The organism is Streptomyces sp. NPDC089799 (assembly GCF_040684755.1).
Classification (GTDB): Bacteria; Actinomycetota; Actinomycetes; order Streptomycetales; family Streptomycetaceae; genus Streptomyces.
In genome coordinates, this window is the sequence record NZ_JBFBGR010000021.1 from 36,093 (window position 1) to 55,154 (window position 19,062).

The 19,062-nt window shown below is 72.5% G+C and carries 20 protein-coding genes; 14 read left to right on the forward strand and 6 right to left on the reverse strand.

All coding sequences use genetic code 11. The features are described 5' to 3' along the window. Nucleotides 1-217: 217 nt before the first annotated feature. Nucleotides 218-1,276, reverse strand: a complete 1,059-nt coding sequence (locus tag AB0O36_RS22765) for an NlpC/P60 family protein (protein WP_365113394.1) — start codon at nt 1,274-1,276, stop codon at nt 218-220. Nucleotides 1,277-1,494: 218 nt separating this feature from the next. Then, complete coding sequence (locus AB0O36_RS22770; protein WP_365113396.1) at nt 1,495-2,304, reverse strand: class I SAM-dependent methyltransferase; 810 nt, start codon at nt 2,302-2,304, stop codon at nt 1,495-1,497. 197 nt (nt 2,305-2,501) lie between these two features. On the opposite strand from AB0O36_RS22770, the gene mshA reads away from it, so the two are divergent. The 3 genes from mshA to AB0O36_RS22785 all read left to right on the forward strand — a co-directional run bounded on the left by mshA (nt 2,502) and on the right by AB0O36_RS22785 (nt 5,348). Then, a complete protein-coding gene (gene mshA / locus AB0O36_RS22775; protein ID WP_365113398.1) occupies nt 2,502-3,875 on the forward strand; it encodes a D-inositol-3-phosphate glycosyltransferase in 1,374 nt (457 codons plus the stop codon). Further along, nucleotides 3,868-4,389, forward strand: coding sequence for a YbjN domain-containing protein (locus tag AB0O36_RS22780; protein ID WP_365113400.1), 522 nt, complete (start codon nt 3,868-3,870; stop codon nt 4,387-4,389). The genes mshA and AB0O36_RS22780 overlap by 8 nt, the downstream gene beginning before the upstream one ends. Nucleotides 4,390-4,451: 62 nt before the next feature. After that, nucleotides 4,452-5,348, forward strand: coding sequence for a DUF4396 domain-containing protein (locus AB0O36_RS22785; protein ID WP_365113402.1), 897 nt, complete (start codon nt 4,452-4,454; stop codon nt 5,346-5,348). 48 nt (nt 5,349-5,396) lie between these two features. Here the strand turns inward: AB0O36_RS22785 and AB0O36_RS22790 are convergent, their stop codons facing one another. Continuing rightward, the gene (locus tag AB0O36_RS22790) at nt 5,397-6,710 is read right to left on the reverse strand and encodes an MFS transporter (protein WP_365113404.1); all 1,314 of its coding nucleotides are present in this window, start codon (nt 6,708-6,710) and stop codon (nt 5,397-5,399) included. A 234-nt stretch (nt 6,711-6,944) separates the two neighbouring features. Here AB0O36_RS22790 and AB0O36_RS22795 point away from each other — a divergent pair, with 234 nt between their 5' ends. The 4 genes from AB0O36_RS22795 to AB0O36_RS22810 all read left to right on the forward strand — a co-directional run bounded on the left by AB0O36_RS22795 (nt 6,945) and on the right by AB0O36_RS22810 (nt 9,540). After that, on the forward strand, nt 6,945-7,703 hold the full coding sequence (locus AB0O36_RS22795; protein WP_365113406.1) for a phosphoglyceromutase: 759 nt from the start codon (nt 6,945-6,947) through the stop codon (nt 7,701-7,703). A gap of 230 nt (nt 7,704-7,933) precedes the next feature. After that, complete coding sequence (locus tag AB0O36_RS22800; protein WP_365113408.1) at nt 7,934-8,428, forward strand: hypothetical protein; 495 nt, start codon at nt 7,934-7,936, stop codon at nt 8,426-8,428. Nucleotides 8,429-8,597: 169 nt separating this feature from the next. Continuing rightward, a complete protein-coding gene (locus tag AB0O36_RS22805; protein WP_365113410.1) occupies nt 8,598-9,065 on the forward strand; it encodes a GNAT family N-acetyltransferase in 468 nt (155 codons plus the stop codon). Then, on the forward strand, nt 9,058-9,540 hold the full coding sequence (locus AB0O36_RS22810; RefSeq protein ID WP_365113412.1) for a hypothetical protein: 483 nt from the start codon (nt 9,058-9,060) through the stop codon (nt 9,538-9,540). The genes AB0O36_RS22805 and AB0O36_RS22810 overlap by 8 nt, the downstream gene beginning before the upstream one ends. A 145-nt stretch (nt 9,541-9,685) precedes the next feature. Here AB0O36_RS22810 and AB0O36_RS22815 read toward each other — a convergent pair whose 3' ends face one another. Continuing rightward, nucleotides 9,686-9,841: a hypothetical protein gene (locus tag AB0O36_RS22815; RefSeq protein ID WP_365113414.1), complete on the reverse strand. Its 156-nt coding sequence runs from the start codon at nt 9,839-9,841 to the stop codon at nt 9,686-9,688. Nucleotides 9,842-10,033: 192 nt separating this feature from the next. Next, nucleotides 10,034-10,711, reverse strand: a complete 678-nt coding sequence (gene phoU, locus AB0O36_RS22820; RefSeq protein ID WP_365113416.1) for a phosphate signaling complex protein PhoU — start codon at nt 10,709-10,711, stop codon at nt 10,034-10,036. A gap of 207 nt (nt 10,712-10,918) precedes the next feature. On the opposite strand from phoU, the gene AB0O36_RS22825 reads away from it, so the two are divergent. Then, nucleotides 10,919-12,136, forward strand: a complete 1,218-nt coding sequence (locus tag AB0O36_RS22825) for an ATP-binding protein (RefSeq protein WP_365113418.1) — start codon at nt 10,919-10,921, stop codon at nt 12,134-12,136. Beyond that, nucleotides 12,133-12,813 carry a response regulator transcription factor gene (locus AB0O36_RS22830; RefSeq protein WP_007265514.1) on the forward strand — a complete coding sequence of 227 codons (681 nt, stop codon included), beginning with the start codon at nt 12,133-12,135 and terminating at the stop codon, nt 12,811-12,813. The genes AB0O36_RS22825 and AB0O36_RS22830 overlap by 4 nt, the downstream gene beginning before the upstream one ends. A gap of 140 nt (nt 12,814-12,953) precedes the next feature. Here AB0O36_RS22830 and AB0O36_RS22835 read toward each other — a convergent pair whose 3' ends face one another. Next, nucleotides 12,954-13,676 carry a DUF461 domain-containing protein gene (locus AB0O36_RS22835; RefSeq protein WP_365113420.1) on the reverse strand — a complete coding sequence of 241 codons (723 nt, stop codon included), beginning with the start codon at nt 13,674-13,676 and terminating at the stop codon, nt 12,954-12,956. Between the two features lie 593 nt (nt 13,677-14,269). On the opposite strand from AB0O36_RS22835, the gene AB0O36_RS22840 reads away from it, so the two are divergent. The 5 genes from AB0O36_RS22840 to rlmB all read left to right on the forward strand — a co-directional run bounded on the left by AB0O36_RS22840 (nt 14,270) and on the right by rlmB (nt 19,046). Continuing rightward, nucleotides 14,270-14,752 (forward strand): CarD family transcriptional regulator, encoded by a 483-nt coding sequence (locus AB0O36_RS22840; protein WP_003953493.1) that lies wholly within the window; start codon nt 14,270-14,272, stop codon nt 14,750-14,752. A gap of 451 nt (nt 14,753-15,203) precedes the next feature. Beyond that, entirely contained in the window at nt 15,204-15,968 is a 765-nt protein-coding gene (gene ispD / locus AB0O36_RS22845; protein ID WP_365113422.1) for a 2-C-methyl-D-erythritol 4-phosphate cytidylyltransferase, read from the forward strand. Then, nucleotides 15,958-16,470, forward strand: coding sequence for a 2-C-methyl-D-erythritol 2,4-cyclodiphosphate synthase (gene ispF / locus AB0O36_RS22850; protein ID WP_365113424.1), 513 nt, complete (start codon nt 15,958-15,960; stop codon nt 16,468-16,470). The genes ispD and ispF overlap by 11 nt, the downstream gene beginning before the upstream one ends. Nucleotides 16,471-16,576: 106 nt before the next feature. Beyond that, complete coding sequence (gene cysS / locus AB0O36_RS22855) at nt 16,577-17,977, forward strand: cysteine--tRNA ligase (RefSeq protein WP_365113426.1); 1,401 nt, start codon at nt 16,577-16,579, stop codon at nt 17,975-17,977. 112 nt (nt 17,978-18,089) lie between these two features. Continuing rightward, the gene (rlmB, locus tag AB0O36_RS22860; protein WP_365113428.1) at nt 18,090-19,046 is read left to right on the forward strand and encodes a 23S rRNA (guanosine(2251)-2'-O)-methyltransferase RlmB; all 957 of its coding nucleotides are present in this window, start codon (nt 18,090-18,092) and stop codon (nt 19,044-19,046) included. The last annotated feature ends 16 nt before the right edge of the window (nt 19,047-19,062 follow it).

Genomic DNA, 19,062 nt, shown 5'->3' on the forward strand with positions numbered 1-19,062 from the left:
GCCTGCCGACCCTAGCGGCAGGGGGCGCACGGACGGAATGCCGACGGCGGCGCGCGCCCCCGGCATATGCCCTCATCGTGTGCGAAGTGCCAGGTCAGGGGATGAGATACCTCACCCGGTCCGGTCCCGTCGTCTCGGCCCTCGGAACGTCCGGCGCCTCCGGTCCCGAGCGCTGGGTGTCCGCCCGGACACCACTGCGTCACCACCGGGCGTCCGGCTACGCGTCCGGCCGGACCACCGCCTTGATCGGCATCGAGCCCGCGCCCGCCATGGTGACCTTCCGGCCCGGCCGGGGGGCGTGCACCATCGCGCCGTCCCCCACGTACATCGCCACATGGCTCGCGTCGTCGAAGTAGATGATCAGATCGCCCGGCCGCATCTCCTTCAGCGGCACCTTCTTCAGCAGTCGCAGCTGCTCCTGAGAGGTCCGAGGGATGCCCTTGCCGGCGGCCAGCCACGCCTGGGAGGTCAGCCCCGAGCAGTCGAACCCGTCCGGGCCCTCGGCCCCCCACACGTACGGCTTGCCGATCTGCGCGGTGGCGTACTGCACGGCCTTCCGGCCCGCGTCCGTGGCCGCGCCCTTGACGTCCTTGAGCGCGCCCGTGTTCAGCCACGCCTTCTGTGCCTGGTACTGGGCCTCCTGTTCGAGCTGCAGCAGCCGGGCCTTCTCCTCGGCCTCCAGCTTGTTCTCCAGCTCCTCCGCGGCCTTGATCTTCTTCTCGATCTCGTTCTTCGCGGTCTCCTGCTTGACGCGGTTGGCCTCCAGCTCCTGCCAGTGCGCCGTCGCGTCCTTGGAGTACTGCTCCAAGTCGGCCTGCGTCTTGTTCAGTTCGGAGAGGGTGTCGGCCGTGGCCTTCTCGCCCTGGCGCAGCCGGTCGGCGCCGTCCAGGAAACGGGTCGGGTCCTCGCTCATCGCCAGCTGCGCCGCCGGCGGCAGGCCGCCCGACCGGTACTGGGCGCGGGCCGCCGCGCCCGCCCGGTTCTTCAGGACGGTGATCCGGTCCTGGCCGGCGGCGATCTGCTTGGCGAGCGCCACGATCTGGTCGGACTGCCGTTTGGTGTCGGCGACCGCCTGGTTGTACGCGTCCGTCGCCGTCCCGGCCTGGCGGTACAGGTCCTCGATCTCCTTGCGGACCTGCTCCAGGGACTTCCCCGGCGCGGTCCGGGCGGCCGGTGGCTCCGGCGCGGCGTAGGCGGTGCCGGCGAGCCCCGGGGCGCCGAGTACGGCCATGGCGCACAGCAGCCCGAGCGTCATTCCGCCGCGTCGTCGGTTCATGGTCGCGTCCCCCCGAACACCGGCAGATCCGTCGCGCGCACGGGCGCATCAGATCTGACTATTCATCAGTAACTTTGCACTTTCCACCGGATGGTGGCACGGCTCGGGGAAATCCGACACCCCTGTGCACGAGCGCTCCGATCATGCACACATGCCCCCGCGGACACACCGGCGGGGGGTTCCCCCTTGGCCACAACCGGCCGACCGGCGGCCCGATTTCACCCCGCCGGACGCAACGCGTCCCACCGCACGGTCAGTTCCCCCTGCCGCCACCGCCGCGGCCCGTCCACCACCGGCCAGTCCCCGGCCAGCGCCCGCGCCGTACGGATCCACCGCTGCCGGGCACCGTAGGAGGCGTACGGCGCGGCCGCCGCCCACGCCCGGTCGAAGTCCCGCAGGAAGGCGTGCACCGGCTCACCCGGCACATTGCGGTGGATCAGCGCCTTCGGCAGCCGCTCCGCCAGATCGGAGGGGCGCTCCAGGGAGCCCAGCCGGGTCGCGAACGTCACCGTGCGCGCCCCCTCGGGCCCCAGCGCCACCCACACGTGACGCCGCCCGATCTCGTCGCAGGTCCCCTCCACCAGCAGCCCGCCCGGCGCCAGCCGCCCGCACAGCCGCGCCCACACCTCGGCGACCTGCTCCTCGTCGTACTGCCGCAGCACGTTCGCCGCCCGGATCAGCGCCGGCCGCTCCCCACGCTCCAGCGGCACCTCGAACCCGCCGTGCCGGAAGCTCAGCCCCTCCCGCTCGTACGGCCTGGCGCCCGCCACCCGGGCCGGCTCGATCTCGATGCCCACCACCCGCACCCGCGGGTCGGCCGTCCGCAGCCGCTCCAGCAGCTCCACCGCTGTCCACGGCGCCGCCCCGTACCCCAGGTCGACGGCGACCGGCACCCCGTCCGCACGGCGCAGCGCGGGCCCGTGCACCGCCGCGATCCAGCGGTCCATCCGGCGCAGCCGGTTCGGATTGGTGGTCCCGCGGGTCACCGTGCCCACGGGGCGGCTCGGCGGGGGCGTGCGCGGGGTCATGCACCGAGAGTAAGCGGAACGGCCCGCACGGCTAAAAATCCGGCAAACCCGCTGGACGGGCCGGGCCGCCACGGAATGCCGGGCAGGGGTGCGTGGTTTGCATCCCTTGAAGGGCGCAGCCCGCGCTCCGACGGGCGGGCCCGGCCCCGCCCGGCCCGCCGCAGTACGCCCCCGCCCGACCGAGAGAGGACTGCTCCTTGAGCCAGTACGTGTCCCGGCGAGGCGGCAGGCGCGCCGCCGGCCGCCTGACCCGCCACGACGTGCCCCGGTTCCGGCTGCCCGAGTTCGGCCACCAGTCCCGCAAGCCGCGCAGGGTGGCCATGCTCAGCGTGCACACCTCCCCGCTGCACCAGCCGGGCACCGGCGACGCCGGCGGCATGAACGTGTACATCGTCGAGCTGGCCAAGCGGCTCGCCGCCATCGACATCGAGGTCGAGATCTTCACCCGGGCCACCGAGGGCGGCCTCCCGCCCGCCGTGGAGCTCGCCCCGGGCGTCCTGGTCCGGCACGTGGACGCGGGCCCGTACGAGGGACTGGCCAAGGAGGAGCTGCCCGCCCAGCTCTGCGCCTTCACGCACGGCGTGATGCAGGCATGGGCCGGCCACCGCCCCGGCCACTACGACCTCGTGCACTCCCACTACTGGCTCTCCGGCCACGTCGGCTGGCTCGCCGCCGAGCGCTGGGGCGTCCCCCTGGTGCACGCCATGCACACCATGGCCAAGGTCAAGAACGCGGCGCTGGCCGAGGGCGACACCCCCGAGCCGGCCGCCCGGGTCATCGGCGAGACGCAGATCGTGTCCGCCGCCGACCGGCTCATCGCCAACACCTCCGAAGAGGCCGAGGAACTCGTCCGCCACTACGAAGCCGACCCCGGCAAGGTCGCGGTGGTCCACCCCGGCGTGAACCTCGAACGCTTCACCGTCGGCGACGGCCGGGCCGCCGCCCGCGCCCGCCTCGGGCTGCCGCAGGACGCGCTGATCCCGCTGTTCGCCGGTCGCATCCAGCCGCTCAAGGCCCCCGACGTCCTGCTCCGCGCGATCGCCGTGCTCGTGGACCGCGACCCCGCCTTGCGGTCCCGGCTGTTCGTCCCCGTCGTCGGGGGCCCCAGCGGCAGCGGCCTGGCCAAGCCCGAAGGACTGCAGAAGCTCGCCGCCCGGCTGGGCATCGCCGACCTGGTGCACTTCCACCCGCCGGTCGCCCAGGACCGGCTGGCCGACTGGTTCAGGGCGGCATCGGTGCTGGTCATGCCCTCGTACAGCGAGTCCTTCGGCCTCGTCGCGATCGAGGCCCAGGCCACCGGCACGCCGGTGCTCGCCGCCGAGGTCGGCGGCCTCCCCGTCGCCGTCAACGACGGGGTGACGGGCATCCTCGTACCCGGCCACGAACCGGCCGCCTACGCCGCCGAACTGCGGCGCTTCGTGGACGACCCGGCGCTGACGGAGCGCATGGGCCGCGAGGCGGCCCGGCACGCCCAGTTCTTCGGCTGGGACACGGCCGCGAGCGGCACGGCCGACGTCTACACGGCCGCCATGCATGATCACCGCCGTCGCGTACGCTCCCACCATGGCTGATCACGCGGCGATCATCGAGAGCACCCTGAACGACGCGGAACTGGAGTGGGAATCCCCCGAACCCGGTTCCTACGCCGTCAAGCTGCCCGGCACCCGCAAGCTGTCCACCACCTGCTCGCTGCTGGTCGGCCGGCACTCGCTGTCGGTCAACGCGTTCGTCATCCGCCACCCCGACGAGAACGACGCCGCCGTCCACCGCTGGCTGCTGGAACGCAACCTGAAGCTGTACGGCGGCCTCGCCTACGCCGTGGACGGCCTCGGCGACGTCTACCTCTCGGGACGGCTCCCGCTGTCGGTGATCACCCCCGAGGAGCTGGACCGGCTCCTCGGCTCGGTCCTGGAAGCGGCCGACGGCGCCTTCAACACCCTCCTGGAGCTCGGCTTCGCCGGCGCGATCCGCCGCGAGTACGAGTGGCGGGTCTCCCGCGGCGAGCCCACCCACAACCTGGACGCCTTCCGCCACCTGACCCGCCCACGGCCCGCCCCCACGACGACGACGCCGCCGACCGACTGACGCGCCGGCCCGAACGGGCATGTCGCCCCGCCACACGGCGCGCGGCCGAGCACCGTGGCGGCATGAACGGGCTGAACGGGCCGGGTGGGCCGAACGCACTGGGTGGGCTGAGCGCGCCGGGCGGGCCGTACGGGACGACGGCCGAAGCACTCATGTACGCCTGGTTCGCCCTGGCGCTCCTGTCCACCGGCTACGTCGCGTACGACGCGTACACCAAGAACCCCGAACTCACGGTGATGAAGTGGGGCTGGGTGCTGGTGACCCTCTACACCGGCCCGATCGGCGCCGCGCTCTACGTCCTCTCCTGCAAGGAACCGCGGCCCGGGACCCACGAGCGGTTCACGGCACCGCTGTGGAAGCAGGCGTTCGGCTCCACCATCCACTGCGTGGCCGGCGACGCCACCGGCATCATGGTCGCGGCCGTCGCCGCCTCGCTGATCGGCCTCGCCCCGTGGGCCGACGCGCTGCTGGAGTACGCCGTCGGCTTCGGCTTCGGGCTGCTGGTCTTCCAGGCACTGTTCATGCGGGACATGCTCGGCGGCAGCTACGTCCGGGCCGTCCGGTCGACGGTGTTCGCGGAGTGGCTGTCGATGAACTGCGTGATGGGCGCGATGGTGGCGGTCAACGTGATCGTCCGCAGCCATGTTCCGGGGGCGCGCGACGTCGCGGACGTGCGGTTCTGGGCGACCTTCTCGCTGGCGGTGCTGGCGGGCCTGGCATGCGCGTACCCGGTCAACGTATGGCTGGTGGCGAACCACCTGAAGCACGGCATGGGCACGGTACGCGCCCTGGGCGAGGGCGGCGGGCCCCTCCCTCCGACGCCGTCGCCGGCCCACGGGGGGATGGCGATGGGAGAGGGCGAGGTCACCGTGGAACAGAAGACCGCCATGGCGACCCTCACGGTCCTCTTCCTCGCCGCCGGCGTCCTCCTGGCCGCCGTCTTCGGCCACCTCACCTGAGGCCGGCCCGACACCTCGGCGGAGCCGGCGCCCGCACCCCGGCCGAGGTCAGGACGTCGGCGCGGGGGCCGGGGCCTCGGCGGTCTTCGGCGGGGCCGGGACCTCGGCGGTCTTCGCCGGGGTCGGGGTTGCCGGGGTCGAGCCCGCGAGGGGCGGGGTTTCGCGGGGCAGGCTCCGCATGAGGAACCAGTAGCCCAGCGCCGCACCCGTGCCCAGAACACCCGTGGACCCCCACAGCCACGCCGCCCCCCAGGCGTCGATCACGTACCCGGCCATCAGCGGAGCGACCAGCGCCGCCACCGACCACGACATCGAGTACATGCCCTGGTACCGCCCCCGCCCGTGCACCGGCGAGAGCCGGACGACCAGGCTCATCTGGGTCGGCGAGTTCACGATCTCCGCCAGCGTCCACACGCACACCGTCAGCGCGTACACCCCGATCGACCCGGCGAACGCAGTCAGCGCGAAGCCGTAGCCGGCCAGCAGCGCCGAGACCACCAGCAGCCGCTGCGGGTCCCGGTGCTCGATGAAGCGGGTGACCGGGATCTGGAGCGCCACGATCAGCACCCCGTTCACCGCGATGACCAGCCCGTAGTCCCCCGGCGAGAAGCCCGCCGCGCCCATCGCCACCGGCAGCCCCACCGACCCCTGGGTGAAGATCAGCGAGATGAGGAAGGACAGCCCGACCACGCCCATGAACCGCCGGTCCCGCAGGACCGTCCCCAGCCCGATCGCCGGCTCCCCGGCCGCCGCCGCACCCGTCCGCTCCGGCCGGGACTCCGGCAGCTTGACGTAGACGAGCACCGCACAGACCAGGGTGAGCGCCGCCTCGCCGAGGAAGCCGGCCAGATAGCTGTACTCCGCGATCACGCCGGCCGCCACGGCACTGACCGCGAAGCCCAGGTTGATCGCCCAGTAGTTCAGCGCGAAGGCCCGGACCCGGTCCTCCGGCCGCACGATGTCGGCCATCATCGCCTGCACCGCCGGGCGCGAGGCATTGGAGGTCATGCCCACCAGCAGCGCCACCGCCGCGATCGCCGCCGGGTGTTCCATGAACCCGAGCAGGGCCACCGAGAAGGCCGTCGACGCCTGCGCCGCGAGCATCGTCGGCCGACGCCCCAGACGGTCGGTCAGCACCCCGGCGGCCAGGGTGGAGACCACCCCGCCCAGGCCGTGCAGGGCGGCGACCAGTCCCGCGAAGGAGGCCGAGTAGCCCCGCTGCTGCGTCAGGTACAGGGCCATGAAGGTCGCGACGAAGGCCCCGAGCCGGTTCACCAGGGTGCTCGTCCAGAGCCACCAGAAGGCGCGCGGCAGCCCGGACACGCTTTCGCGCGCGGCTCGTCTCAGTGAGGCAACGGACATAAGGAATCCCCCGGCGGCAGATGGCCCGTACGCGACGCGGCGCGACAGGTGGTGTAAGAGGTGGCAGGCCGTGGGGCACATTACGTTTGCGGGGTTCGCCGGCGCCATCGAATTGACGCCCTGTGTCAATCGACCGGACCCCGGCCGGGGTTCGCCGGAGGCCCCTCCGGGGGCCCCGGGCGGCTCCCCCGGAGGCGCGCGACGCGCCACCCGGCGTCCATTAGGCTCGTACGCATGGCCGACGCACCGTACAAGCTGATCCTCCTCCGCCACGGCGAGAGCGAGTGGAACGCGAAGAACCTGTTCACCGGCTGGGTGGACGTCAACCTCAACGAGAAGGGCGAGAAGGAGGCGGTCCGCGGCGGTGAGCTGCTCAAGGACGCCGGCCTGCTGCCCGACGTGGTCCACACGTCCCTCCAGAAGCGCGCGATCCGCACCGCCCAGCTCGCGCTGGAGGCCGCCGACCGCCACTGGATCCCGGTCCACCGCTCCTGGCGTCTGAACGAGCGCCACTACGGTGCGCTCCAGGGCAAGGACAAGGCCCAGACCCTCGCCGAGTTCGGCGAGGAGCAGTTCATGCTGTGGCGCCGCTCCTACGACACCCCGCCGCCGGTCCTTGAGGACGGCTCGGAGTTCTCGCAGTCCGGGGACGCGCGCTACTCGGCCATCCCGCCGGAGCTGCGCCCGAAGACGGAGTGCCTGAAGGACGTTGTCCTGCGCATGCTCCCGTACTGGTACGACGGCATCGTCCCGGACCTGCTGGCCGGCCGCACCGTCCTGGTCGCCGCCCACGGCAACTCGCTGCGCGCCCTGGTCAAGCACCTCGACGGCATCTCCGACGCCGACATCGCGGGCCTGAACATCCCCACCGGCATCCCGCTCTCCTACGAGCTGGACGCCGACTTCAAGCCCCTCAACCCGGGCGGCACCTACCTCGACCCGGAGGCCGCCGCGGCCGCCATCGAGGCCGTCAAGAACCAGGGCAAGAAGTAACCCCGCAGCCCTGAACCCCCTGGTTCGCAGAAGCCCCCCGCCCGCGGATCCTCCGCAGGCGGGGGGCTTCGTCGTGGGCGCCGGTGCGTGACGGGCGGGTGTCACGGGCGGGTGTCAAGCCACGCCTTCCAGGGGCATGACCGGGGCGGCGGTCGTCGCGCCTACTGGACTCCTCACCCCGTACGGAACCGGCGGTACCGGCCCGCCGGACGACACCCCCAGGAGTCCCCATGACCCGCGCCCCGCACACCCCGTCCCCCGCCCGTTCCCGGGGGCGGATCTCCCGCCTCGCCCTGCTCCTCGGCTCGGCCGCCGTCATCTCCGGAGCCATCGCGCTGCCGGCGTCCGCGGCGACCTCGTCCACGCCCCGGAGCTCGCCCGGCGTCGTCACGGACGACAGCAACCCCTTCCGCCAGCCCGGCAGCATCTACTGCAAGTCCGGCTACGTCTGGCGCGACTCCTTCGACGGCGACAACCAGTGCGTGACCCCGGCCGAACGCGACGCGGCCCACGCCGCCAACCCCAACCGGCAGCCCGGCGGCGGCGCGTACGGCCCGCACACCTGCAAGCCCGGCTACGTCTGGCGCGAGAGCTACGACGGCGACACGCTCTGCGTCACCCCGGCGCAGCGCGCCGAGGCCAAGGCCGCCACGGCCAAGGAGGCCGGCCAGGAGGCCCCGCTGATCGACAACGGGCCGAACCTCATCGGCATACCGGGCGCCTGACCCGCGCGCGAAGCCCCTGCCCCGCCGGCCGCCGGCGCGGGCCGGGGCCCCCGCGCGCGAGCGCCCGCGGGCGCGCACGCGCACGCCCGTGCACCCGTACGCGCGTGCGCTCGTCCGCCCGTGCGGATATTCCGTGGGCAGGGGCGCCGTGCGTTGTTAACGTGCGCGGATGAGTCTCCGCCTTGAAAAGATCACGCCCGCCAACGTCGAAGCCGGCCTGGGCATCCGGATACGGCCCGAGCAGGAGAAGAACGTCGAGTCCGTCGCGCACTCGCTCGCCGAGGCGTACGCGTGGGGGGACACGGCCTGGCCGCGGCTGATCGTCGACGGGGACGACACGGTCGGCTTCCTGATGGCCTTCCTCGACATCCGGTGGAATCCGGAGAAGGACCCCGAGGACCGGCGCAGCGGACTGTGGCGGCTGAACATCGACGCCGGCGCGCAGAGCCGCGGATACGGGCGGTACGCAGTGCGGGAAGTGGCAGCGGAGATCCGCCGGCGCGGCGGGAGGCAGCTGTTCACGACCTGGGAGTCCGGCGAGGGCGGGACCGGGGACTTCTATCTGAAGCTCGGCTTCCGGCTCACCGGCGAGACCAGCGGCGGCCAGATCGTCGGAGTGCTCGACCTCGATGACTGAGGACGGAGCAGCCGGACCGGCCGGAGGCGCCGGACCGGCCGGGGCCGCCGGTGCCGTCGGGGCGCTGTGCGCCGAGGACTACGCCTCCGTGCACGCGGCCGTCGCGGAGGCCGGGCCGGCGTTCGCGGGCATGGACGAGGCCCTGGCCCGCTGGCGGCTGGTGGTCGTCGACATCGAGGCCGGGTTCGACCTGGAGTTCGCCTGGGAGTACGGCCACGAGCTGCGCTGCCGGGACTGGCTGCGCGCCGCCTGGCCGCTGCTCACCGAGCGGGTGCGGGCGCTGCGGCAGCCGGAGCTGGACCGGTGGGACGACCGGTTCTTCGCCGCCACCCTGCCCATGACCGTGGACGACGCCGGGATGGGCGAGCGGGGCGGCGCCTGGTGGCAGCGCCGGTTCCCGGCGCGCTGCCTGCAGGGGGAGGGGCAGCGACTGCCCGCGCACTGGTCGCCCCCGCCCGTCGTGGAGACGTACTGAGGGCCGTACGGGGGAGCCGTACCGGGGCGACGCACCCGGGAGACGTGCTCGGGAGACGTGCCGACGCGGCCGCCCGCGTACGGCAGGGCCCCGTCCGGGGTCGGACGGGGCCCTGCCGGCTCGTGTGCGTGCGGTGGCGCGGCGTTCAGCCGCCGCACTGGCACGGGGCGCCGGACTGGCAGCCGCAGCCGCACCCCGAACCGCAGCCGCAGGCCGCGAGCAGCGGCAGACGGATCACGTCCGGCTGCTGCTTCGGCGGCTGCTCGTGCTCGGGGGTGATGGGGACGGGGGAATCGGTCATGGATCCTCCTCGCAGGCGTACGTCGTACGGGACTCGGTCGTACTGGGTCGTACTGCCTTTCGCCTCATTCATGCCCGGCACGGGCGGCGCGTCAACGGCGCACCGGTGCAGAACCCCGAGCCCACACGCCCCGAGTCCACGCGCCCGAGTCCACGCGCCCGAGCTCACCCGCCCCGGTTCACCCGCCCCGGCTCACACGCCCTCGACCACCGTCGGCGGCTGCAGCTCGTCGGCGTGCTCGCCGGTCACCAGGTAGACCACGCGCTTGGCCACCGACACGGCGTGGTCGGCGAACCGCTCGTAGTAGCGGCCCAGCAGGGTCACGTCCACCGCGGTCTCGATGCCGTGCTTCCAGCGGTCGTCCATCAGGTGCTGGAACAGCGTCCGGTGCAGCTGGTCCATCTCGTCGTCGTCCGTCTCCAGCTGCATGGCCAGGTCGACGTCCTTGGTGATGATCACTTCGGCGGCCTTCGCCATCAGGCGCTGCGCCAGCTGCCCCATCTCCAGGATGGTGGCGTGCAGGTCGCGCGGGACCGCCGTCTCCGGGAAGCGCAGCCGGGCCAGCTTCGCCACGTGCTGGGCCAGGTCACCGGAACGCTCCAGGTCGGCGCTCATCCGGAGCGAGGTGACCACGATGCGGAGGTCCGTGGCGACGGGCTGCTGGCGGGCCAGCAGCGCGATGGCCCGGGCCTCCAGGTCGTGCTGCAGGTCGTCGACCTTCTGGTCGGCCGCGATGACGCTCTCGGCGAGCTTGAGGTCGGCGTCGAGCATGGCGGTCGTGGCCCGCCCGATCGCGGAACCGACCAGCCGGGCCATCTCGACCAGGCCGTCTCCGATCGAGTCCAGTTCCTCGTGGTACGCGTCCCGCATGGGTGTTCCCTCTCTTACGTCAACAGGGGAGCCGGGGGGATCCGTTCGGTTCCGGCCCCCACGCTCTCACGGTGCGCGCGCCACGCGTCGGACTCCGGCACCACAAGTGAATCAACACCATCGCCACGGTGAACTCTGGGCGACGACTGTTCGAGGCGCCACCCGAACGGCTGTGGAACTGTCGTCGTGCCTGCTTAACCTGGATGCATGGACGTGAACGCGGCGGTCGCCGCAGTGGCTGCGATCGCCGGGTTGTGCACCGGCGTGATCGCCATGCTGGCGTTCCGCTGGAGCGAGCGCGACCAGGCCCGCCCCACCCGGAGCGCCATGCGCCCGGACATCAACGCGGTGCTGCCCCCCGGGGTCGACACCGTGCTCTCGGTGCTCCGGTCCTCGGCGGTCGTCCTCGACGAGGGCGATGCCGTCGTCAAGGCGAGTTCCGCCGCCTACGCCCTCGGGCTGGTCCGCGGCGGGAAGCTGGCCGTGGAGCCGATGCTCCACATGGCCCGCGACACCCGGAGGGACGGCGAGATACGTCAGGTCGAGCTGGACCTGCCCCGGCGCGGCACCGGACGCGGTGAGGCCCTCGCGGTCTCCGCGCGGGTCGCCCCGCTGGGCTCCCGGCTGGTCCTGCTGCTCGTCGAGGACCTCACCGAGGCCCGCCGCATCGAAGCGGTCCGCCGGGACTTCGTCGCGAACGTCTCCCACGAGCTGAAGACGCCCGTGGGAGCGCTCTCCCTGCTCTCGGAGGCCGTCATGGACGCCTCCGACGACCCCGAGGCGGTCATGCGCTTCGCGGGCCGGATGCAGATCGAGGCCACCCGGCTGACCAACCTGGTGCAGGAGCTCATCGACCTCTCCCGGGTCCAGAACGACGAACGCCTGGAGGACGCCGAGCCCGTCCGGGTGGACACGCTGGTGGCCGAAGCCATCGACCGCTGCCGCCACCCGGCTTCCGCCAAGCAGATCACCATGGCCGCCGGCGGCACCGCCGACCTGCGCGTCTGGGGACACCGCGGCCAGCTCGCCGCGGCCCTGGGCAACCTGGTGGAGAACGCCGTCAACTACAGCCCGGCCCGCACCAGGGTCGGCATAGCCGGGCGCCGCGTCTCCGCGCCCGGCGGAGACTTCATCGAGATCGCCGTGACCGACCAGGGCATCGGCATCCCGGAGAAGGACCGCGAGCGCATCTTCGAACGGTTCTACCGCGTCGACCCGGCCCGCTCCCGGGCCACCGGCGGAACCGGCCTCGGCCTCGCGATCGTCAAGCACGTGGCCGCCTCGCACGGCGGGGAGGTCACCGTGTGGAGCTCCGAGGGCCAGGGCTCCACCTTCACCCTCAGACTTCCGGAGGCCGCCACCGCCCGGACTTCCGTGCCCGACCGTGAACCAGCCACCACCCCTGCCCCGGAGGTCCTTCCGTGACCCGAGTGCTCGTCGTAGAGGATGAGGAATCCTTCAGCGACGCCCTGTCCTACATGCTCCGCAAGGAGGGCTTCGAGGTCGCGATCGCCGCGACCGGACCCGATGGCCTGGACGAGTTCGAGCGCAACGGCGCCGATCTCGTGCTCCTCGACCTGATGCTCCCCGGCCTGCCCGGCACCGAGGTCTGCCGGCAGCTGCGCGGCCGCTCCAACGTGCCCGTGATCATGGTGACCGCCAAGGACAGCGAGATCGACAAGGTCGTCGGGCTGGAGATAGGAGCCGACGACTACGTGACCAAGCCCTTCTCCTCGCGGGAGCTGGTCGCCCGCATCCGCGCGGTCCTGCGCCGCCGCGGTGAGCCGGAGGAGGTCACCCCGGCCGCGCTGGAGGCCGGCCCGGTCCGGATGGACGTCGACCGCCACGTGGTGACGGTCGCCGGGGCGAAGGTCGACCTGCCGCTCAAGGAGTTCGACCTGCTGGAGATGCTGCTCCGCAACGCGGGCCGGGTGCTCACCCGCATGCAGCTGATCGACCGGGTCTGGGGCGCGGACTACGTCGGCGACACCAAGACCCTCGACGTCCACGTCAAGCGCCTCCGCGCCAAGATCGAGCCCGACCCGGGTGCGCCCCGCTACCTGGTGACGGTGCGCGGCCTGGGCTACAAGTTCGAGCCGTAAGCCGCAGGCGGGCGGCAGCGCGCCGGCCCCGCCCGGGCGAGCCGCAACGGCCGGCCCGCCCCGGTCCGGCCCGCAGGCCGGCGGACATGACGGAGGGCCCCACCCGGACGTACCGGGTGGGGCCCTCCGTCATACGTGCGTCAGTGGCCGGCGGCGTGCGAGGCCGAGCCCGACGGGGTGGCGCCGGCGGCCGGGGAGCCGGAGGCGCTGCCGGACGGCTTGCCCGAGGGCGCGCCCGAGGTGTTGGCGGCCGGGGTGGCGCCGGGGGTGCCCGAGGGGGAGCCCGACGGGGTGGCGCCGGGAGAGCCCGAAGGGGTGCCGGACGGGGTCACGGCGGCCGGGGCCTCGCTCGGGCCGAACTTCGCGTAGTAGCCGGTGGCCGGGACGACGAAGGCCTCCAGGCCGACGTCACCGGTGCTGCTCAGCTGGAAGACGACGGCCTGGGCGTCGCCGTCCTTCACCGCCGCGTCGCCGCCCTCGATCACGGCGGAGGCGTTGCCCTCGCCGCCGAGGACGACCGAGCCGCCGGCTGGCACGCTGATCTTGCCGCTGCCCGTGGCGGGCTTCAGCGCCACCTTGCCCTCGCCACCCGGAAGGGTGATCCCGTCGAGGGTCTGGTCCTCGGTGCCGGAGTTGAAGATCGTGGCGGAGACGACGGCCGGGCCCTTGCCCTTCCGGTTCTCCTCGGCACCCGTGATGACCAGGGCGTTCTGGACCTCGATGTCGCCCTTGGTGACCGACGCGTTGTCCGGCTTGACCTGGAGCGTCTGTGCGTCGTTGCCCGCACCGCATGCGGCGAGCGATCCGATCGAGAGAACGATGGCGGCGGCGGCGAGGGCGCCGCGTCGAAGGCTGCGGCTCACGGCGGCGGCAACTCCTTGGACGTACGGACGGAGGGGCGGTGAGCGGCGAGGTAAAGCCGCCCTAAGGGTGTGTCAGCGGGCTTAGGTTACCGAGCCCCCGCCCCGGCCCCGCACCCGACCCTCCGGGCCGGGCTCCGGGGTGCCGGACCGGGCGCACGATCTTGCATTCGGAGTGGGGCGTGCCCGCTCTCCGGTCCTCTTCTCCGGGGGGCCGTTCCGGCCGCGCCCGGAAATCGCCGGTGATCAATTTCCGGATTCCATCGGGACCCGCTGCCGATCAATTCGGGATTGGGCCGGAACCCGCTCCGCAGGGGTGTCCGCCAGTCGAACGGAGTAGTTCGGTTTCGCGCCTTCGAACCAGGCAAAACGGGACGTACATCACACGGTGAGGGTCCCCCGCCAGGTGTAACGTGGTCGTTTCTGCGTGCCCCCACAGCGCCTCCGACCTGCGAATACCCCCCTCCGGAAGCCTTCCGCAGCACGTCCCCGCCGCTGTTGTCAAGCCCCGAGATAGGCCCTGACCTGCGAAAACGCCATTCATAACGGTCCGTTCTCGTGTTACCCTGGATAGCCACGGAAGGGGTACCTGTCACATGACGTTCAAGGTTGGCGACACCGTGGTCTATCCCCATCACGGGGCCGCGCTGATCGAGGCCATCGAAACTCGCCAGATCAAAGGCGTGGACAAGACCTACTTGGTGCTCAAGGTCGCTCAGGGCGACCTGACGGTTCGTGTGCCTGCGGACAATGCGGAGTTCGTCGGCGTTCGCGATGTGGTCGGCCAGGACGGGCTGGACCGGGTCTTCGAGGTGCTGCGCGCGCCGTATGCCGAAGAGCCGACGAACTGGTCCCGTCGCTACAAGGCAAATCTGGAGAAGCTCGCGTCCGGCGATGTCATCAAGGTCGCCGAAGTGGTGCGCGACCTGTGGCGTCGTGAGCGCGAGCGCGGACTGTCCGCGGGCGAGAAGCGCATGCTCGCCAAGGCGCGTCAGATCCTGGTGAGCGAGCTCGCGCTCGCCGAGAACACCAACGAGGACAAGGCCGAGGCCCTCCTCGACGAGGTCCTCGCGTCCTGACGCGAACAGCACGGACCGCTTGACACAGTGTGCCGCGGTGCCCGATGACGGCGCCTCTCATTTTCGAGAGGGCCCGTTGCCGGGCGCTGCGGCATGTCCGGCTGCACACGCAAAAGCCCTGCACACGCAAAGCCCTGCACACGCAAAGCCCTGTGCAGGCGAAGGCCCGGCATACGCACCACAGCCTGCACACGCACCACAGCCTGCACACGCACCGCAACCGCGCGAACGCACGGCAACACCCGCGCACGCACCACGCACACACTCATACGCACACGTACACGTACGTCTGGCTACACCTTGCACCTCTGGCGTGCCGGGTCCGGGCAGCCGGCTCGACCGGTCGTCACGGAAGGGGCGAGGGCATCGCACCCGGCACGCTTCAGGCCATACCCATGTCGGCCGAAGCCACAAACCTGGCCGCCGACCGATGTCTCTGCCCGGAGCAACGATGTCTGACGATTCGCGCCCCGCGACTCCCGCGCGCGCCCACCGCACCGCCGCCGTCATCCCCGCCGCGGGCCGCGGCGTCCGGCTGGGCCCCGGCGCACCCAAAGCCCTGCGCACGCTCGGCGGCACGCCCATGCTGATCCACGCCGTCCGCGCGATGGCCCGCTCGCGGGCCGTCTCCCTCGTGGTCGTCGTCGCCCCGCCCGACGGCGCCGGCGAGGTCAGGAACCTGCTCGACGAGCACGCCCTGCCCGAGCGCACCGATGTCCTGGTCGTCCCCGGCGGCGACACCCGCCAGGAGTCCGTCCGGGCCGGCCTCGACGCCCTCCCGGACGACATCACCGCCGTCCTCATCCACGACGCCGCCCGCCCGCTGGTCCCCGTCGACACCGTGGACACCGTCGTCGAGGCCGTCCGCGACGGCGCGCCCGCCGTCGTCCCCGCGATGCCGCTCTCCGACACCGTCAAGGAGGTCGAGCCGGGCGGGCCCGGCGAGGCCGAGCCCGTCGTCGCCACCCCCGAGCGGTCCCGGCTGCGCGCCGTCCAGACCCCCCAGGGCTTCGACCGGGCCACCCTGGTCCGGGCGCACGAGACCATCGCCGTCAACGGCGAGGGCGCCACCGACGACGCCGGAATGGTGGAAAAGCTCGGCGTCCCCGTGGTCCTGGTCCCCGGCCACGAGGAAGCCTTCAAGGTGACCCGCCCGCTGGACCTCGTACTCGCCGAAGCCGTACTCGCCCGCAGGAGGGCCACCGATGCCTACTGATCCCACCGCCCCCGCCGTGCCGCTGCCCCTCGTCGGCATCGGAACCGACGTGCACGCCTTCGAACGGGGCCGCGAGCTGTGGTGCGCCGGCCTCCTCTGGGAAGGCGAGGAGTACGGACTGGCCGGCCACTCCGACGGAGACGTCGCCGCCCACGCCGCCTGCGACGCCCTCTTCTCCGCGGCCGGCCTCGGCGACCTCGGCGCCCACTTCGGCACCGACCGCCCCGAATGGTCCGGCGCCTCCGGAGTCACCCTGCTCGCCGAGGCCGCCCGTATCGTCCGCGCCGCCGGATTCGAGATCGGGAACGTGGCCGTGCAGGTCATCGGCGTACGGCCGAAGGTCGGCAAGCGGCGGGACGAGGCCCAGAAGGCGCTCGGGGCCGCGGCCGGCGCGCCCGTCTCGGTCTCCGGCACCACCACCGACGGCCTCGGGCTCACCGGCCGCGCCGAGGGTCTGGCCGCCATCGCCACCGCGCTGGTGTACCGCACCGACCGGGGCTGAGGGCCCGCACCGGCCCGGCCCGGGCCGCGGCACCCGCCGACACCGGCCCCGCGCCCCTTTCCACAGGGTCGCGGGGCACTGGCTCACGGGCACTACCCTGGATGCCGTGACTATTCGCCTGTACGACACCAGCGCCCGGCAGATCCGCGACTTCACCCCGCTCGTGCCGGGCTGCGTCTCGATCTACCTCTGTGGTGCGACCGTGCAGGCCGCCCCGCACATCGGGCACATCCGCTCCGGCCTGAACTTCGACATCATGCGCCGCTGGTTCGAGTACCGCGGCTACGACGTCACCTTCGTCCGGAACGTCACGGACATCGACGACAAGATCATCATCAAGTCCGGCGAGCAGGGCCGCCCCTGGTGGTCCATCGGCTACGAGAACGAGCGCGCCTTCAACGACGGCTACGCCGCCCTCGGTTGCGAGCCGCCCACCTACGAGCCGCGCGCCACCGGACACGTCACCGAGATGGTCGAGATGATGCGCGGCCTGATCGAGCGCGGCCACGCCTACGAGGCCGACGGCAACGTCTACTTCGACGTGCGCTCCTTCCCGGGCTACCTGGGGCTCTCCAACCAGGAACTGGACAACCTGCTCCAGCCGTCCGGCGAGGGCGAGACCGGCAAGCGAGACCCCCGCGACTTCGCCATGTGGAAGGCCACCAAGCCCGGCGAGCCCTCCTGGGAGACCCCGTGGGGCCGCGGCCGCCCCGGCTGGCACCTGGAGTGCTCCGCCATGGCGCACAAGTACCTGGGCACCGCCTTCGACATCCACGGCGGCGGCCTCGACCTGATCTTCCCGCACCACGAGAACGAGATCGCCCAGGCCAAGGCCTTCGGCGACGACTTCGCCTCGTACTGGGTGCACAACGCCTGGGTCACCATGTCCGGCGAGAAGATGTCCAAGTCCCTCGGCAACTCGGTGCTCGTCTCCGAGATGGTCAAGAACTGGCGCCCCATCGTCCTCCGGTACTACCTGGGCACCCCGCACTACCGGTCGATGATCGAGTACAGCGAAGAGGCGCTGCGCGAGGCCGAATCGGCCTTCGCCCGCATCGAGGGCTTCGTCCAGCGGGTGGTGGAGAAGGCGGGCGGGCCGGTCGAGCCCGCCGCCGAGGTGCCGCTCGCGTTCGCCGAGGCCATGGACGACGACCTCGGCGTCCCCCAGGCGCTCGCCATCGTCCACACCACGGTCCGGCAGGGCAACAGCGCCCTGGCCGCCGACGACAAGGACAGCGCCATCGCCCGGCTCTCCGAGGTCCGGGCCATGCTCGGTGTCCTCGGCCTGGACCCCCTGGACCCGCAGTGGGCCGGCGAGACCGACCGCGGCGAGGACCTCCACGGCGTCGTGGACAGCCTGGTCCGCATGGTCCTGGAACAGCGCGAGTCCGCTCGGGCCCGCAAGGACTGGGCCACCGCCGACGCCATCCGCGACCAGCTGCAGCAGTCCGGGCTGGCCATCGAGGACGGCCCCACCGGGCCGCGGTGGAGCCTCGGCACGCGCTGAGCCCCGGACAGCCGGTGAGCCCCGGGCAGCCGGGATTGGTGGCCGCCCGGCGCTCCGGGCGGCACACTCTTCATACGTACGTATTGCATTGCCAACGAAACAGGTAGAGGTCATGGCCGGGAACAGCCAGCGCAGGAACCGCCGCACGTCCAACAAGAAGGGCGCGACGGTCGGCAGCGGTGGCCAGCGGCGCAAGGGCCTGGAGGGCAAGGGCCCCACGCCCAAGGCCGAGGACCGCAAGGGCCACAAGGCCTTCCGCATCTCCAACGCCAAGGCCCGGCAGGCGGCCAAGCGCCGCCCCGCCCCGCGCCGCGGCGGCCCCAAGGGCACCAGCGAGATGGTCGTCGGCCGCAACCCGGTCTTCGAGGCCCTGCGCGACGGCGTGCCCGCCACCACCCTCTACGTCCAGCAGTTCATCGACAACGACGAGCGGGTCCGCGAGGCCCTCGCGCTCGCCCAGGACCGCGGCAACATCAACCTGATGGAGGCGCCGCGGCCCGAGCTGGACCGCATGACCGGCGGCCTCAACCACCAGGGCCTCGTCCTGCAGGTCCCGCCGTACGAGTACGCCCACCCGGAGGACCTCACCGCCGAGGCCTACGACGAGGGCCAGGACCCGCTCATCGTCGCCCTGGACGGCGTCACCGACCCGCGCAACCTCGGCGCCATCGTCCGCTCCGTCTCCGCCTTCGGCGGCCACGGCGTGGTCATCCCCGAGCGCCGCGCGGCCGGCATGACCGCCGGCGCCTGGAAGACCTCGGCGGGCACCGCCGCCCGCACCCCGGTCGCCCGCGTCACCAACCTGACCCGCGCCCTCCAGGACTACAAGAAGGCCGGCATCACCGTCGTCGGCCTCGCCGCCGAAGGCGAGCACGAGGTCCAGGACCTGGAGGCGCTCGGCGGCCCCGTCGTGATCGTCGTCGGCTCCGAGGGCAAGGGACTCGGCCGGCTCGTCGGCGAGACCTGCGACTTCCTCGTGCGCATCCCGATGCCGGGCGGCGCCGAATCCCTCAACGCCGGTGTCGCGGCCGGCGTGGTCCTCTACGAAGCGGCCCGCCGCCGCGCCTGAGCACCCCGGCGGGACG